The sequence below is a fragment of the Chryseobacterium sp. G0162 genome, from assembly GCF_003815715.1.
Taxonomy (GTDB): domain Bacteria; phylum Bacteroidota; class Bacteroidia; order Flavobacteriales; family Weeksellaceae; genus Chryseobacterium.
Genome location: NZ_CP033922.1, coordinates 3,739,098 through 3,754,489 on the forward strand (window position 1 = coordinate 3,739,098; position 15,392 = coordinate 3,754,489).

Annotated in this window: 15 protein-coding genes and 1 riboswitch; of the genes, 3 read left to right on the forward strand and 12 right to left on the reverse strand. The window is 34.4% G+C overall.

Annotated elements, in window-relative coordinates; translation table 11 throughout:
• Positions 1-22: 22 nt before the first annotated feature.
• The 3 genes from EG344_RS16935 to EG344_RS16945 are packed head-to-tail and all read right to left on the reverse strand — an operon-like array spanning position 23 to position 1,787.
• On the reverse strand, positions 23-559 hold the full coding sequence (locus EG344_RS16935) for a GNAT family N-acetyltransferase (RefSeq protein WP_123910573.1): 537 nt from the start codon (positions 557-559) through the stop codon (positions 23-25).
• A gap of 10 nt (positions 560-569) precedes the next feature.
• Complete coding sequence (locus EG344_RS16940; RefSeq protein ID WP_123910574.1) at positions 570-962, reverse strand: VOC family protein; 393 nt, start codon at positions 960-962, stop codon at positions 570-572.
• 39 nt (positions 963-1,001) lie between these two features.
• Positions 1,002-1,787 carry a hypothetical protein gene (locus EG344_RS16945; protein ID WP_123910575.1) on the reverse strand — a complete coding sequence of 262 codons (786 nt, stop codon included), beginning with the start codon at positions 1,785-1,787 and terminating at the stop codon, positions 1,002-1,004.
• A gap of 103 nt (positions 1,788-1,890) precedes the next feature.
• Between EG344_RS16945 and pafA the strand changes: the two genes are divergently transcribed.
• The 3 genes from pafA (at position 1,891) to EG344_RS16960 (ending at position 6,833) form a co-directional block, all read left to right on the forward strand.
• Positions 1,891-3,537 (forward strand): alkaline phosphatase PafA, encoded by a 1,647-nt coding sequence (gene pafA / locus EG344_RS16950; RefSeq protein WP_123910576.1) that lies wholly within the window; start codon positions 1,891-1,893, stop codon positions 3,535-3,537.
• A 157-nt stretch (positions 3,538-3,694) separates the two neighbouring features.
• Positions 3,695-3,873, forward strand: a riboswitch (cobalamin riboswitch).
• A gap of 32 nt (positions 3,874-3,905) precedes the next feature.
• Entirely contained in the window at positions 3,906-5,738 is a 1,833-nt protein-coding gene (locus EG344_RS16955; RefSeq protein ID WP_123910577.1) for a TonB-dependent receptor plug domain-containing protein, read from the forward strand.
• Between the two features lie 18 nt (positions 5,739-5,756).
• Positions 5,757-6,833: a hypothetical protein gene (locus EG344_RS16960; protein ID WP_123910578.1), complete on the forward strand. Its 1,077-nt coding sequence runs from the start codon at positions 5,757-5,759 to the stop codon at positions 6,831-6,833.
• 158 nt (positions 6,834-6,991) lie between these two features.
• On the opposite strand, the gene EG344_RS16965 is transcribed toward EG344_RS16960, so the two are convergent.
• The 9 genes from EG344_RS16965 to EG344_RS17005 all read right to left on the reverse strand — a co-directional run bounded on the left by EG344_RS16965 (position 6,992) and on the right by EG344_RS17005 (position 15,389).
• The gene (locus tag EG344_RS16965) at positions 6,992-8,413 is read right to left on the reverse strand and encodes a CCA tRNA nucleotidyltransferase (protein WP_123910579.1); all 1,422 of its coding nucleotides are present in this window, start codon (positions 8,411-8,413) and stop codon (positions 6,992-6,994) included.
• A 37-nt stretch (positions 8,414-8,450) separates the two neighbouring features.
• Positions 8,451-8,795, reverse strand: a complete 345-nt coding sequence (locus tag EG344_RS16970; RefSeq protein ID WP_123910580.1) for a nuclear transport factor 2 family protein — start codon at positions 8,793-8,795, stop codon at positions 8,451-8,453.
• Positions 8,796-8,903: 108 nt separating this feature from the next.
• Entirely contained in the window at positions 8,904-9,452 is a 549-nt protein-coding gene (locus tag EG344_RS16975; protein WP_123910581.1) for an L-threonylcarbamoyladenylate synthase, read from the reverse strand.
• A gap of 316 nt (positions 9,453-9,768) precedes the next feature.
• Positions 9,769-10,197 carry an IS200/IS605 family transposase gene (gene tnpA, locus EG344_RS16980; RefSeq protein ID WP_123910582.1) on the reverse strand — a complete coding sequence of 143 codons (429 nt, stop codon included), beginning with the start codon at positions 10,195-10,197 and terminating at the stop codon, positions 9,769-9,771.
• Between the two features lie 281 nt (positions 10,198-10,478).
• Positions 10,479-10,991 carry a DinB family protein gene (locus EG344_RS16985; protein WP_123910583.1) on the reverse strand — a complete coding sequence of 171 codons (513 nt, stop codon included), beginning with the start codon at positions 10,989-10,991 and terminating at the stop codon, positions 10,479-10,481.
• A 77-nt stretch (positions 10,992-11,068) separates the two neighbouring features.
• Positions 11,069-11,515 carry a GNAT family N-acetyltransferase gene (locus EG344_RS16990; RefSeq protein ID WP_123910584.1) on the reverse strand — a complete coding sequence of 149 codons (447 nt, stop codon included), beginning with the start codon at positions 11,513-11,515 and terminating at the stop codon, positions 11,069-11,071.
• A 69-nt stretch (positions 11,516-11,584) separates the two neighbouring features.
• A complete protein-coding gene (locus EG344_RS16995) occupies positions 11,585-12,724 on the reverse strand; it encodes a cystathionine gamma-synthase (protein WP_123910585.1) in 1,140 nt (379 codons plus the stop codon).
• A 115-nt stretch (positions 12,725-12,839) separates the two neighbouring features.
• On the reverse strand, positions 12,840-13,163 hold the full coding sequence (gldC, locus tag EG344_RS17000) for a gliding motility protein GldC (protein ID WP_123857252.1): 324 nt from the start codon (positions 13,161-13,163) through the stop codon (positions 12,840-12,842).
• 24 nt (positions 13,164-13,187) lie between these two features.
• A complete protein-coding gene (locus tag EG344_RS17005; protein WP_123910586.1) occupies positions 13,188-15,389 on the reverse strand; it encodes a thioredoxin-like domain-containing protein in 2,202 nt (733 codons plus the stop codon).
• Positions 15,390-15,392: the final 3 nt, after the last annotated feature.

A 15,392-nucleotide genomic window follows, 5' to 3' on the forward strand; every position in this document is an offset into this window, starting at 1 on the left:
AAAACCTGAAAATTTTCACAAGCTATTCTATGTCCAACGTCATAAAAAGAGCAATTTCTTCGGAGTTATTATACAATCTTGTATTCACTCCGGTGATATTAAACCCCATTCTTCTATAAAATTGTATGGCTGGATAGTTTGTGTTCTGTGTTTCCAGTTCAATAACCCGGCAGTTAAGGTTTCTGGCCTCTTTGATTGCGCTTTTAATCAGCAGGATTCCCAATCCCTGTCTTCTGTATTTTTCATTCACAAGAATGTTCTCGATGTAGAAACTATTGTTCCAGGTTCTGTGTTCACAGATGATCCAGCCCTGAAGTTCACCATCTGCAAAAGCTCCGAAAGATGAATCTTTTTCAATGATCGTATTGAGTTCTTCGATATCATCAGAATTGGTTTCCCATACTTTAGTGTAGGATAATTTTTTTTCTCTCAGAGTCAATTCAAAGGTGCCACTGAATTCTATTGAAGAAACAGAGTAGATGATATCTGTTGAATATCCATTATGTCCCCATTCTAAACCAGGATTGGAAGTCAGCTTTTGTAGTTTTTTAATTTCCACGGAATATGTTTTATTGAATTTCAGTACAGATTTCTACAAGGTAATTGTTGGGATCTTTAATGTAAGCAGTCTTTTGTCCCCAAGGTTTTACAGCAATATCTTGATACAGAATGGCGCCGTTTTTTACAGCTTTTTCCACTAAGGTTTCTACATCGTCAGTTACAAACCCCAATTCAATCCCAAAAGGTTTAACTTCTGTTTTGGAAAGGAGGAATCCCTTTTTAATATTGGAGCTGGCCAAATCAACAGAAGCAAAAGAAAGAGTCGTTTCTCCAGTAATCAGTTCTCCATAATCTTTTTCAGGAGTAATGAATTTTATTTTTGCATCGAAAATATTTTGGTAGAAATTCATTGCTGATTCTACATTTTCTACATACAAAATGACATATTTAAACTTAATCATGTTATTAGATTTAGTGTAGTTTTGGAATTCAATTTTGTTTTATTTTCTATTTATAATATATTCTTCATCTGTGATTAGCTCAATGTGAGGACCATGCTGAGGATAATATTTCAAACCTTCAAGATGCCCAAAATGAAGTGCATATTTTTGAGTAAGTTGTCTTACTTTATTTCCAAATGAATTAAGATTGATGGATTGAACAGCACCTATTCTTTGGCAGCCATTCGTAAAGAAGAGCATTAGATTGGAGTGAGTACTGAAATCATAATCTTTATAATAAAATACATTGATATTTTCTTCCCGGCAGATAGAACCCAGATCATTGATGAAAAATTTTTTATCTGCTAACGGAAGATTACAGTCAATCCTTATAGAAAGATTTTCCGCATTATTCTTTTTAAAATCTGAACCTACAATTTGTAGAAAGCGATGTTCATTAGGCCCCCAATTTTCTCCTTCACTATGATAAGCTTTAGTAGATTGTGTTTTAAATGGAATGCTAACATCTAATAATACTGCATTTTCACGAATCAACAGTGCTTCCACTTCCAGGGCAAACTGAAAATGAAAATCAAAGAGCTGATGATCTCCAATGCTGATGATAAGCTGATTATCATTGATATTAAGAAACAAAAATGCTTCTTTAAACCTGGTTCTCAGATTTTCCAGTTTTTCGATAAAATCATTGATGTTTTCCACCTGAATTTTTGCAGCCAATTCTGCGGCATTATCTGCATGGCCTCCATATCCCTCGAAAAATTTAAAAAATTTGAAATCATATAAATTTTCAGGGAATTTAAAGTACCAATATACTCCTAAAATCATGATGAACCGGGTTGATAATTGAATAAAGATCAAATTTAAATAAAAATTCACGTTCTAAAACATTCAAAACCCCTAAATTTGTGATCAATAAAATTTTACTTGGATGCTTAGGAACATTTCAATTGCGGCAGCTACTTTTTTGTCCGTAGTTACAATCAATGCACAGAAGAACAAAAATTCTCAATTGGAAAGACCCAAATTAGTAGTAGGTCTTGTAGTAGACCAGATGCGTTGGGATTATTTATACCGTTTTTACAACAAATATGGAAATGACGGTTTCAAAAGACTTTTGAATACCGGTTATTCTTTAAATAACGTACACATTCCTTATGTACCTACCATTACTGCTTTAGGACATACTTGTATTTATACAGGATCTGTACCTGCGATTCACGGAATTGCCGGAAATGACTGGACAGATAAAGATACAGGTAAAGGTGTATATTGTACTGCCGATGACAGCGTTCAGCCAGTGGGGACAACCAATACCAAAACAGGAAGCCATTCACCTAAAAATCTTTGGTCAACTACAGTAACGGATGAGCTGAGGCTGGCAACAAATTTCCAAGGGAAAGTAGTCGGAGTTTCTTTAAAAGACAGAGCTTCTATTCTTCCTGCAGGTCATACACCAAACGGAGCTTTCTGGTTTGATGACAGTACAGGAAACTTTATTACCAGCACATGGTATATGAATGATCTTCCTCAGTGGGTAAAATCATTCAATTCTCAGAATTTACCGGAGAAATTGGTAGCTAATGGGTGGAATACTTTGCTCCCGATCAATCAATATACAGAAAGTGCACCAGACAATTCTCCTTGGGAAGGATTATTAGGTAGTGCAAAAACACCTACATTCCCTTACAATGATCTTGCAAAAGATTATCAAACCAAAAAAGATAACATTCGTTATACTCCTTTCGGAAATACGTTGACATTAAAGTTAGCAGAAGCTTCTGTAGAGGGAGAAAAACTGGGAGGTGATAATATTACAGACTTTTTAGCCATCAATTTGGCTTCTACGGACTATGCCGGGCATAAATTTGGGCCAAACTCAATTGAAGTGGAAGATGTTTATATCAGATTAGATCAGGATTTAGCACAATTCTTCAATTATTTGGATTCAAAGGTTGGAAAAGGACAGTACACGGTGTTCCTTTCTGCTGACCATGGTGGAGCACACTCTGTAGGTTTTTTAAAAGAACATAAAATTCCTACGGGATTCTTTGGAGAAGGTGCTGAAAAGAACCTCAACCAAAAGCTGAAAGATAAATTCGGAGCTGATAAATTGATCAACGCTATTGATAATTATCAGATTTATTTCGATAGAAAAGTATTGGCAGACAGCAAACTTGAATTGGATGATGTAAGAAACTTCGCTATTAAAGAACTGGAAAAAGATCCTACTGTTTTATATGCAGTTTCTGTAGACAGAGTGTCTGAATCAAGCATTCCTGAGCCCATCAAGCAAAGAATTATCAATGGAATCAACAGACAAAGAAGTGGGGATATTCAATTGATCTCTCACGACTCTATGCTTCCGCCATATTCTAAAACAGGAACTACTCATAGTGTATGGAACTCTTATGATTCACACATTCCGTTAATCTTTATGGGTTGGGGAGTGAAACAAGGTGAAAGCAATAAGGCTTATCACATGACGGATATTGCCCCTACAGTTTCTTCATTACTGAAAATTCAGTTCCCAAGTGGAAATGTTGGAAATCCAATTACAGAAGTTATAGGTCAATAATCTTAATAACATATAAAAAAAACATTCCGCTCCGGAATGTTTTTTTATTTTACATACACTGGAAGGTTATTAATTCTTTTTTAGATCAGGATTCAATCGATTCTGCTTTCGTATTTCTTTCATAAAATTCACTTTTTGCCTAATACATTTAAAAAGCTATCTTTGCAAAAATTTTGGTTTCCAGTATATTGGAATGAAAAGGGAATTGGGTGAAACTCCCAAACTGTCCCCGCAACTGTAAATCGCAATAAAAGTTTCTGTAAATAGCCACTGTATAAAAACGGGAAGGCACAGAAAGCGAAAGTCAGGAGACCTGCCAGAAAATTAATCAAAAAAACATATTGCTTTCGGAGGAAAAGTAGAAGGATATGGATATAAAAAGATCTCTAATACTATTTTTGTCATCTTATGGCTGTTTTCTTTTCGGACAGGAGAAAGCTGTAGATACTATTTATATTTTCGACAGCCAGATGAACAAGGTGAAACAATTTCACCCTGTGAAAACAATTCATGCTGAAGATGTTGAAAAAAACTCCAGTAACCTTTCCGAAGTATTAAGATTTCAGTCTTCCATTTATATTAAAGAAAACGGACGTGGTGGAACTGCCTCACCATCATTTAGAGGTACTACTGCTCAACAGACTTCTTTTGTTTGGAATGGAATTAATGTTAATTCCAATTTTCTAGGGCAAGGAGATGTGAACAATATTTCCCTATTCGGATATGACCAGATCGGAATAAAAGCAGGGGGAGGAAGTGTGACTTATGGTTCCGGCGCTATTGGAGGAAGTATTCACCTGGACAACAGCCTTAATTTCAATCAAGGTTTTCACGGCAGTCTATTTTCTGAAGCAGGATCTTTTAATACTTTTAATAATTTTGTTAAAGGCTCATACAGCAATGATAAATTCAGTTTTAAGGCTTCAGGAAATTATTCTATCAGTGAGAATGCTTATGAGGTGAATAAAGAACCCCGGAATTATATAAATCTTAACGGAGAATATTACAATACAAATTTTAATATTTCAGCTGCTTATAAATTCGCTCCACATCATCAGATTTCATGGATTTCTGAATGGTTTAATGGTCAACAGCATTTTCCAATCTTATTTGACAGAGAAACGGAAACAAAATATCAGACTCAAAATGTAAGAAGCCTAATTTCCTGGGATTGGAATAAGACCCGTTTTAATAACTCTTTTAAAGCAGCTTATACGGAAGAAAATTTCCAGTATTTTAATGATATAGACAGACCTAAATTCAGTAGTGGAACTGGAAGGAATTATATTCTGAAGAATGATTTCAATTATTTTCTTACCTCAAAGTGGAACTTCAATATTATTGGAGAATACCAATTTAATAAAGGTGAAGGTTATGGTTCAGGAATAGACCATGTCAGTAGAAATATGGGGTCCATTGCTGGATTGATAAGATATTTTCCTACCACTGATTTACGTTTTGAAGCAGGAATAAGACAGGATTTTGTTGGAGTGACTAAGTCGCCTCTTTTATTTTCTTTTTCAGGAAAATGGAATGCTTTAGATTGGTATAATCTGGGATTAAGTGTTTCAAGGAATTTCAGAGCTCCTTCTTTCAATGATTTGTATTGGAGACCGGGTGGAAATGAAAATTTAAAACCGGAAACTTCTTATCAGTTTGAATTGAGAAACCAATTTAAAGCTGGTGATTTTAAACTCTCTCTGGTTCCTTATTATATGGATATCAGAGATATGATAAGATGGCTTCCTACTTCCTTTGGATATTATAGTCCTGTAAATACTGAGCATGTAAGATCTTATGGAGTAGAAGCTCAAGCAGAATTTGCTAAACGCTTTGGAAAACATTTTCTGAATGTAGGTTTAGGATATGCCTATACAAATTCCCAGGATCTTGAAAAGAAGAAACAGCTGATGTATGTGCCATTTCATAAGTTTACCGGAAATATTGATTATCAGTATGAATTTATAAAAGTATACGCTCAGGGATTGTTTACCGGACTTACCTATACAGATTCCAATGAGAAGAAAAGTGAGGCACTGAAAGAATATTTTGTTATGAATGCTGGTGTTGGGGCTACGTTTTTAAAGAATTATACTTTGGGCTTTAAGATTAATAATATTTTCAATCAGACTTATTATACTATGTTTGCTTATCCGTTACCCGGAAGAAATTACAGTGTAAATTTAAATATCAACTTTTAAAAATAAAATTTAATATATATGAATATCAAAAGAATTTTACCTCTTGCATTTGCGTCTATGCTACTTTTCAATGCTTCTTGTAGCAGTGATAATGATATAGAAATTATTCAGAAACCTTCATCAGGTGCTTATGAAAACGGAATTATTGTTTCTAACGAAGGAGGGTTCTCAAAACCTACTTCTGATGTTACCTTTATTACTAGTAATCTGGGAACAGTTTATACTAACATATACTCTAACAATAATGGAGGAGAAGCATTCGGGAAAGTACTTCAGAGTATAGGCTTCAGTGGAGATAAGGCTTATCTTGTAGCCAATAGTCCCAGTAAAATTGATATTGTAAACCGATATACATTTAAAAAGCAGGTTACAGTAACAGAAAATCTTGATAATCCAAGATATATTGCATTCTCCGGGAATAAATATTTTGTAACAAATAATAATTTTGCTGGTAAAAATAAGCTTAATGCCTATAATATTTCAGATAATTCATTTTTTGGCAGTATGGGATTTCCGCGTTATGCTGAAAAAGTAGTTGAGGCAGAGGGTAATATTATTGTGCAGACAGATGGTATTGGATATGACACTAATCCACCCTATAACTCATTTGCCACTGGTTATACTATCACAGTTGTAAATCCTTCTACAATGGTTAATCCTAAGGTCATTACATTACCTACTAAAGGAATTATCAAAGATCTTATTTCTTACAAAGGAATTGCTTACGTACTAGTTTCTGATACAACAGATTCTTACATTTATAAAATCAATTCAGTCACTGGAAACTATACTACAACTACGCTTGCTGGAATTGCTGATGTTCAGAAGCTGAGAGCTGATAATAATATGTTTTATTTTATTACAGGTTCTAACAATATTTATAATATGACTGTTGGGTCTTCTTTCGTTTCTAAAGTTCCTATTGTTAAAGCATCCGGTAATGTATATGGTTTTGATGTAATTGACGGTAGAATTTTTGCATCAGATGCCAGCTTTACTGAAGATGGTAAAGTAAATGTTTATGATGCACTAAGTGGTACTCTATTGAAAAACTTTACAGCAGGTGTTGGAACAAACGGGTTCTATAAAAATTAAAAATTACGCTTCGGCGTATATAATATAATTTTTTATTTTTTCATCATTTGTGTTTTTTTCCGGGCGGGTTCTTTAGAACCCGCCCGGCTTTGGTATATACCTTATTGAAGCACAAAAAAAGCTGGATCAAAATCCAGCTTTTTTTTATTGAGTAAAAATTAATTCATTTTTAATCCCAGCTTTTCAGCTTCGGCAATCACAAATTTTGTTGCTTCTTCCTTTTCATTAGCAATTTCACCTTCAAGGATTGCTTCTTTAACTTTTTCCTTTAAAATACCGATTTCACGGCCCGGCTGAAGGTTAAACATTTCCATGATCTCTTCTCCGGTAATAGGAGGCTGAAAGTTTCTTACCTGATCTTTTTCCTCTACTTCTTTGATCTTTACTGCTACATATTCAAAGTTCTTTTTGAACTTTTCCTGCTTTTTAGAATTTTTGGTCGTGATGTCTGCTTTACAAAGAGTAAACAGTTCTTCAAGGTCTTCTCCGGCATCAAATAAAAGCCTTCTTAATGCAGAATCTGAAGCATCGTCCGTAATCAAGGCGATAGGTCTGGAAGAAAGCTTAACCATCTTCTGAACATATTTCATATCGCTTCCTAATGGCAGTTTTAATCTTTGGAAAAGAGCTTTTACCATTTTGGAGCCTAAGAATTCATGCCCGTGAAATGTCCATCCTGTACCTTCAACAAATTTTTTCGTAGGTGCTTTTCCTATATCGTGAAGTAATGCAGCCCAACGCAGCCAAAGGTTATCAGTATTCACAGAAATATTATCCACTACTTCAAGAGTGTGATAGAAGTTATCTTTGTGAGTCTGTCCTTCAACTTCTTCAACTCCTTTCAGTTCAATTAATTCAGGAATAATAAGCTTTAAAAGTCCTGTTTGCTCCATTAATTTTAATCCTACAGAAGGTTTTTCAGATAACATGATTTTATTGAATTCCACCATGATTCTTTCCATAGAAACAATCTTAATTCTTTCCGCTTCCTGCTTGATGGCTTCTAAAGAATTTTCTTCAATTGTGAAGCCTAAAGTTGAAGCAAAACGAACTGCTCTCATCATTCTCAAAGGATCATCAGAATACGTTTGAGCGGGTTCCAAAGGAGTTCTTAAAATCTCTTTTTCCAGATCTTCAATTCCATTGAACGGATCTATAAGTTCCCCGAAATTATCTTTATTCAAAGAAATAGCCATTGCATTGATGGTGAAATCTCTTCTTTTCTGATCGTCTTCCAAAGTTCCACCTTCTACTTCCGGTTTTCGGCTGTTCTCCGTATAACTTTCCTTTCGGGCACCTACAAATTCCAGCTCAAGATCTTTATATTTGATCATAGCGGTTCCATAGGTTTTGAATACGGAAACCTTTAATTTAGGATCGATATCCTGAGCGACATTCTGTGCCAGTTCTATACCACTTTGTTCCGTCACAAAGTCTATATCAGTAGATGCTTTTCTCTTCATCAGAAGATCACGAACATATCCACCAACAATATATACAGACTGGTTATTCCTTTCTGCAGCCTCAGAAATTATTTTAAAAAGTTTTAAATTCTTATTTTGAGTAAGATTAATTTTCATCGTTTATAATAGCGTCAATTTCTACCAATGCTGCTCATTAATCATAATGAGCGTACATTTTATTTATTTTTCCTTCTTCATTAAAAAACATTACTTCTACAGCATGTTTATCCATGATAGACCTATAAAATAATGCTACAGAATTTACCCCTGCTGTGGAATGAATCAGATCAAAATGCAGATCCGGAAACTTATCCAGCGCCTTTCTCCAGTAATCACGAACGGCTTCTTTTCCATTTAAAGAACTTTCTTTTCCTCCGGTAGCCATAGCAATCATGGGGGTGGTAATCTCAATATCATCAGAATAGTGGGTGAGGATACTCTCTAAATCGTGAGAGTTCCAAGCATTTATCCACATTTGAGCGAATTCTTGATGATGCATAACATGTATTTTACGAGTTGGATTTTGCAAAGATAGAATTAAAAAAAAGAAATCCTGCCGATATGAACAGGCAAGACTCTAAAAAATAAACAGATTAATACAGAATTTTTACTCTCTAAGAACTTTTATCCTGTTATCACTCCATATTTTGATTACAGAAGATCCTGAGTATTTTGAAACTTTCTCTCTGTCTTCTTCTACAGCATAATCTACAAGACTGATGATTTCCGGAGAAATATCAGAGAATTTCAATGGACTTTTATCACCACTGAAATTAGCAGAAGTAGAAACCAAAGGCTTATTCAGCTTGGTGATTAGTTTTTTACAAAAATCATTCTTCACCAATCTGATTCCGATGCTGCCATCTTCCGCAAGCAATTCTTTAGGCAAGCCTCTGGGATTTTCATAAACGATGGTTACCGGTTTTTCGCTTAAGTCAATAATTTCCCAAGCCATTTCAGGGACATCCACCAAATCCTGAAGTCTTTTTTCTGATTCTACCAGAATAATCATAGACTTGTTTTTTTCACGTTTTTTGATGTCAAAAATTTTGTTGACAGCTTCTATATTGGTGGCATCACAACCAATTCCCCAAATGGTATCAGTAGGGTATAGAATCGTTCCGCCGGATTTTAATATTTCAATAATAGGTTCCATATTTTTATTACATTCAAAACAGTGGATAAAGGTAGAGAATATATGAATTTTGTACAAAAAATTGAGGATAAAAAGGATGGTGGCATTGGTATGTTTTTAGGTTTTGGCTAAAGCCAATGGATTTGGAATAAAATTAAAAGACGGGCTAAAGCCCGTCTCTATTGATGTTTTATGTATGTAGAATTGTAAATATGTTATTCATTATCTAGGAATGAAAATAAATCTCGATTATAGCGTTCAAAATTATCTTACGACATTGTATCAGACTCAATAGAAACGGGCTTTAACCCGTTTAATAATAAATAAAGCATTCAATTTACACATTAAAATTATATTTTTCAATAAATTCCCGATATTCCTCTGTGAAACTCTTTTTCTGATGATGCTTTTCCTGATTCTTAATATAATTCCTTACAACATCTAATTTAGTTTCGGAAACAGAAACAGCAAAGTATTCATCCTGCCAGGAAAATTTATCTTTGGTAAGTTGATGTTTATTGATCCAATAAGATGACTCTCCCTTCAATAATTGTACAATTTTTTCTATATTCTGATGGGATCCTAAGGAAACCAGGCAATGGCAATGATCTGAATATCCATTGATCATATCTAAGAAAATTCCTTTTTCTGTTGCATATTCTTTGATGTGCTTCCACACTTTTATTCTTAGATCGAATGTATTGAGATGGGGCGTTCTGTTTCTTGTTGAGAAAACAAGGTGAACATAAATTTTGATAAAGGGCATTTGTGTTGTTTTATCAAAAATAATGTTTTTTAAATTAAGTTTTGGCTAAAGCCAATGGATTTGGAATAAAATTAAAAGACGGGCTAAAGCCCGTGCCTATTGATGTTTTATGTATGTAGAATTGTAAATATGTTATTTATTATCTAGGAATGAAAATAAATCTCGATTATAGCGTTCAAAATTATCTTACGACATTGTATCAGATTCAATAGAAACGGGCTTTAGCCCGTTTAACAATAAATAATACATTCAATTGGCTTTAGCCAAAACTTACTATTTCATCACATCCATCCCAATTTAGATAAATATCTCTCCTCAATAATATTCAGGTGGTGATAATTATGCCCAATAATCAGTTTCGCTATGGTCTCCACTGAGATTTCGTTACCATTGGCAATACCTGTATATTGTAAAGCTGCTGGATTCATCGTCTCCAATAGAATCTGAGTAGATTTCCTTACCAGTTTATACTCTTCCACTAAAGATTCTAATGATCTTTCACTGGCGAAAGACTGATCTGCGTATTCATTTTCATCAAACCCCGGAAGATTGTTTTTATCACCTCTGGCAAAAGCTAGTATTCTGTATTGAAAAACTCTTTCAGTATCGGATAAGTGAAGGAGTAATGCTTTCAATGTCCATTTACCTTCAGCGTAGGCAAATTTTGATTGCTCTTCAGTAAGATTAGAATAAATTCCTACTGTTTTGTCTTCTGATATTTTTAATTCAGCCAACCAATTCTCTGATGGAATCTGGTCTAAGTATCTTTGAATGTATTTTTGAAAATCTGTCATAGTTTTAGAATTTGACAATTTAGCAGTCTAACAATGTAGCAATCATTGGTAAGCTGCTAAACTGATACATTGTTATATTATTTATTTATCCACTCGTAAAAATTGACGGAGTCATACAACTCAAAACCACAGGCAGGATACAATTGATTACCTACATCATTACTTTTTCCTGTTTCAAGTAAGATTCCACAGGCGTTTGAAGCTTTGCAGAGTTCTTTTGCTTTTTCAATAAGCTCTTTAGAGTAGCCTTTTCCTCTATGGTTAGCATTGACGTATAGATCATTCAGCAGCCAATAACGCTGCATTCTGGTGGAAGAAAATATAGGGTATAATTGTACAAAACCAGTAAGAGTTTTGTTTTCTTCTGCAACAAAAATTTCAGAGTCTTTATTTTCAATTCTTTCCTGAAGAAAATCTGAAGCAGCAGGAATATCGGATGATTTGTGATAGAATATTCTGTATTGATCGAACGATTCAGCTAATTGAGGTAAATCTGCAATGACTGCTTTTCTCGTATTTTTCATAGGTATTGGGTGATGGTAATAAAAATGAGAAAGATATTAAATCCTTCTCATTTTATTTATTTTAATGTCTTAAGAAAATGCTCTTTCCAAATCTGCAATAAGATCATCCGCATCTTCAATACCAACGCTTAAACGTACCAGATCATCAGTGATTCCCAATTCTGCACGTTTTTCTGCCGGGATAGAAGCGTGAGTCATTAAAGCAGGATGGTTTGCTAAAGATTCCACACCTCCTAAAGATTCAGCTAATGTAAATACTTTTACTTTTTCAAGAAACTTGATGGCATCTTCTTTTTTACCGGATTTGAAAGTGAATGAAACCATTCCTCCAGATTCCTTCATTTGAGATTTTGCCAGCTCATATTGAGGGTGAGATTCTAATCCTGGATAAATTACTTTATCCACTGCCGGATGAGTTTCAAGATATTTTGCTACTGCAAGACCATTGTCAGAATGTCTTTGCATTCTCAATGCTAGTGTTTTGATTCCTCTTAAAACAAGGTAAGAATCGTGAGGACCTAAAATACCACCACTTGCAAATTGAATAAAGTGAAGTTTTTCACCCAATTCCGCATCTTTAGCAATAAGAGCACCAGCAATTACGTCAGAGTGTCCCCCTAAATATTTGGTAGCAGAGTGCATCACGATATCAGCTCCCAGGTCAATTGGTCTTTGAATATAAGGCGTTGCAAAAGTATTGTCTACAGCAACTAAGATATCTTTTCCTTTAGCAATGTCTACTACAGCTTTGATATCTACCAGTTTCATCAATGGGTTCGTTGGAGTTTCTACCCAGATTAGTTTGGTTTTATCTGTAATTACATCTGCAATTTTAGAAACATCATCAAAATTCACAAACGTGAACTTCAGCTGATATTTTTCAAAAAGTCTGGTAAACATTCTGTAGGTTCCTCCATAAAGATCATCTACCGCGATTACCTCATCACCAGGATTTAATAACTTCAAAACGCAGTCGATAGCAGCAAGACCAGAACCGAAAGCTAAGCCTCTTGCTCCATTTTCAATACTGGCTAAAGAATCTTCTAACGCCTGTCTTGTAGGGTTAGCTGCTCTTGAATATTCGTATCCTGAATGTACTCCAGGGCTTTTCTGTGCAAACGTAGAGGTTAAAAATACAGGAACGTTTACAGATCCCGTTGCAGACTCATGATGCTGCCCTCCGTGAATTACTTTGGTATTAAAATTCATATTTATATAATTTGATAATTTGAAAATGCGGTAATTTGAAAATTAAACTGATCTTGTTACAAATACCAGTCCTTTTATTTTCAAATTCTCAAATAACTTCATTTCCAAATTGTTTTTACTTTATAGCAGATTTCACTGCAAACTCTTCTGCAATTTCTTCCATCCACTGTGCTACATCCTCTTCACCAGTTGCTCTCTGATAAGTACTTCCTAAAGAAACTAAAATCTGGTGGATAAACATCTTCATTTGATCTACAGGCATTTCTTTTGTCCAAAGATCAATTCTTAGCGCTTCCATTGCTTTATCGTCCCATACAGAGATCATGGTAGCTTTTGTTTCCTCCTTTTCAACACCTCCGTCCTGGGCATTCCATGTAATATTTTCAGGGATGTGGTTTTCATCAAGCTCTACATCTATCGTAATCTGAGTTTTTCTCATATCAATCTAAAATTTTTGACAAAGTTAATACTTCTTAAGCTTATCCAAAATTTCTACGAAATTATCTTCATCAGGAAATGGAGAATTAAAGTTAAAAATTTTACCTTCCGGATCTATGATAATAAACCTGGGAATAGACTGTATTTTGTATTTATTCATAAATTGCTCTGCATTTAGCAGCCAAAACTGCGGAAGATTGGATGTTTTTGTTTTTAAATAATTGGTCCATTTCGATTGATTTTCATCGAGGCTGATAGAAATAAACTGAATATTATCATAATATCTGTATTGATGGCTTCTCGTTTCAAACACAGGTTTGATCTGTTTACATGGTCCGCACCAGGTTGCCCAGAAATCAATGACCACATATTTACCTTTATATTTAGAAAGTTTTTGAGTGATACCTTTATCAGTAAGAAGAGTAAGGTCGGGAAATACAGCTCCCTTCTGAGACCTGTTGATCCGGTCAAGTTTTGCATAAAGCTCTTGCTTGTAATCTGTATTGCTTACCTTGTTGATTTCAGCATCAAAAACCCTATTTCTTGTAAGGCTATCCGTTTGTAATTCTATAGTCTTAGCTAAATGTTTGGATAGTAGCTGGTCTTTTGAAATTCCTTTAGGCATCTGGTTGATTTTCACAAAAAGGATACTGTCAGGGTTGGAGATCTGATCTTTATCAGATAATAACTGATCCAGTTTATATTGAAGGTAATTATCATTTTTGCTTAACAGAGGGCTTGGTTTTTGAATGTTTTCATTTAACTCCTTAATGAAAGATGCAGGAGGAGCAAATTTTGAATCAGTCAATGAAGTCATTTTTCTATAATTATTGATCTCGTTTAGATATTCAATAGACATAAGTTCTCTTCTGTATCTTTTGTAGTCTTCAGAAAGTGCGTTGTTTTCGGGATCAGCAAATACATTAAGAATTCTTTTGTTTTCTTTCCAGTCAGATTCGGCTAAGTCATAGAATTTTGCAGGGTCATTGATGTAATTCTGTTTTTCCAATGCAGATTCAAACTCATATCCAAAAGAACTTTCATTGTTGCTGTATACCTGATCTGCTTTTCTGTTAGACCGTAAAAAAGAGATCCGTTTTGTATTATTTAACTGGATATCAAAATTAAACCAATCACCACTTGACATAATGAAGTTTATTTTTTTATTCCCGATTTCAAGGATATATTCATCCAATGGAATAGGATGGGCTGCCGTCCAACTGAATATATTGTTTTTGACAGCTGCAGCTCCTATTTTTTTGTGAAAATCTTTAGAATAAATTCTCACAGAGTCTATTTTAATATCAGTTTCCAGTTTTCCTTTAATAGAAACTCCGGTTCCATCACTCTGATAAGGCTTTGGTTTCTGGAAAATGTAAAGCAATCCTGAACCAATGATTAACGCCACGGCAGAAATAAAAATCTGTTTTCTGTTTTTAAGAAAAGCATTTTTAAATCCTTTTTTACTGTACCAAAAATAGCCCAGACTAAGAAAAATAATCATCCAGAAAAGACTCATGTACTCAGAGTGGGAAATGAAACTGTTCAGCCCTTTTATTTCCGGAGCATTCCAAAAAGTGTATAGAGAACTATAAGGATTGAAGAAAAAAGACTGTTTCTGTACAAGAGAAGTAATATTAGACGCTACTCCCAATGAACCGATAAGAAATGACCAGATAAAGCCTTGAAATGCTACAGAAACACAAAGCTGAAGCGCTGCAATTCCTAAAATAGTCACCCAGATCCTGATAAAGGTTTTTATCATCCAGGCTGCATCGAAAGTAAGCAGTTTCGCTGGATCAGGATGTACATAATAATCTATTAAAGCTAAAATAATATTAAATCCAAAATAAGAAGCAATACATAGAGTACAAAGGAATATCAGAATAATGTACTTTGAAAAATACAACTGAAGCCTGCTTAAAGGCTGCGTTTCCATCAGTTGCCACCCATTGTTTTTATGATCAGTCTGGGCAATCCTGTTGGAAGCGATAATCACAAATAAAAGTAATACGAAAAATGTGAAATATTTAATAGCTTCACCACCTATGGCTTTTTCAAATACAGAATAGTTCAGCATTTCATCTATTATGATGTTCTTTTTGAAAAATTCAGGAACAAAACCCAGCAGTGGGATCAATGCTCCTAAGATAAGAGCAATATAAGTGAGTCCTAATCCTTTTGTTTTTAGCCATTCTGTGCCGATGGCTGTCATTAATTTTTTCATTTG

Bases quoted from the DNA above. Each gene is read 5' to 3' on its own strand.
- EG344_RS16940 (WP_123910574.1), bottom strand. From the start codon at position 962: ATGATTAAGTTTAAATATGTCATTTTGTATGTAGAAAATGTAGAATCA.
- EG344_RS16945 (WP_123910575.1), bottom strand. From the start codon at position 1,787: ATGATTTTAGGAGTATATTGGTACTTTAAATTCCCTGAAAATTTATAT.
- pafA (WP_123910576.1), top strand. From the start codon at position 1,891: ATGCTTAGGAACATTTCAATTGCGGCAGCTACTTTTTTGTCCGTAGTT.
- EG344_RS16955 (WP_123910577.1), top strand. From the start codon at position 3,906: ATGGATATAAAAAGATCTCTAATACTATTTTTGTCATCTTATGGCTGT.
- EG344_RS16960 (WP_123910578.1), top strand. From the start codon at position 5,757: ATGAATATCAAAAGAATTTTACCTCTTGCATTTGCGTCTATGCTACTT.
- EG344_RS16965 (WP_123910579.1), bottom strand. From the start codon at position 8,413: ATGAAAATTAATCTTACTCAAAATAAGAATTTAAAACTTTTTAAAATA.
- EG344_RS16970 (WP_123910580.1), bottom strand. From the start codon at position 8,795: ATGCATCATCAAGAATTCGCTCAAATGTGGATAAATGCTTGGAACTCT.
- EG344_RS16975 (WP_123910581.1), bottom strand. From the start codon at position 9,452: ATGGAACCTATTATTGAAATATTAAAATCCGGCGGAACGATTCTATAC.
- tnpA (WP_123910582.1), bottom strand. From the start codon at position 10,197: ATGCCCTTTATCAAAATTTATGTTCACCTTGTTTTCTCAACAAGAAAC.
- EG344_RS16985 (WP_123910583.1), bottom strand. From the start codon at position 10,991: ATGACAGATTTTCAAAAATACATTCAAAGATACTTAGACCAGATTCCA.
- EG344_RS16990 (WP_123910584.1), bottom strand. From the start codon at position 11,515: ATGAAAAATACGAGAAAAGCAGTCATTGCAGATTTACCTCAATTAGCT.
- EG344_RS16995 (WP_123910585.1), bottom strand. From the start codon at position 12,724: ATGAATTTTAATACCAAAGTAATTCACGGAGGGCAGCATCATGAGTCT.
- gldC (WP_123857252.1), bottom strand. From the start codon at position 13,163: ATGAGAAAAACTCAGATTACGATAGATGTAGAGCTTGATGAAAACCAC.
- EG344_RS17005 (WP_123910586.1), bottom strand. From the start codon at position 15,389: ATGAAAAAATTAATGACAGCCATCGGCACAGAATGGCTAAAAACAAAA.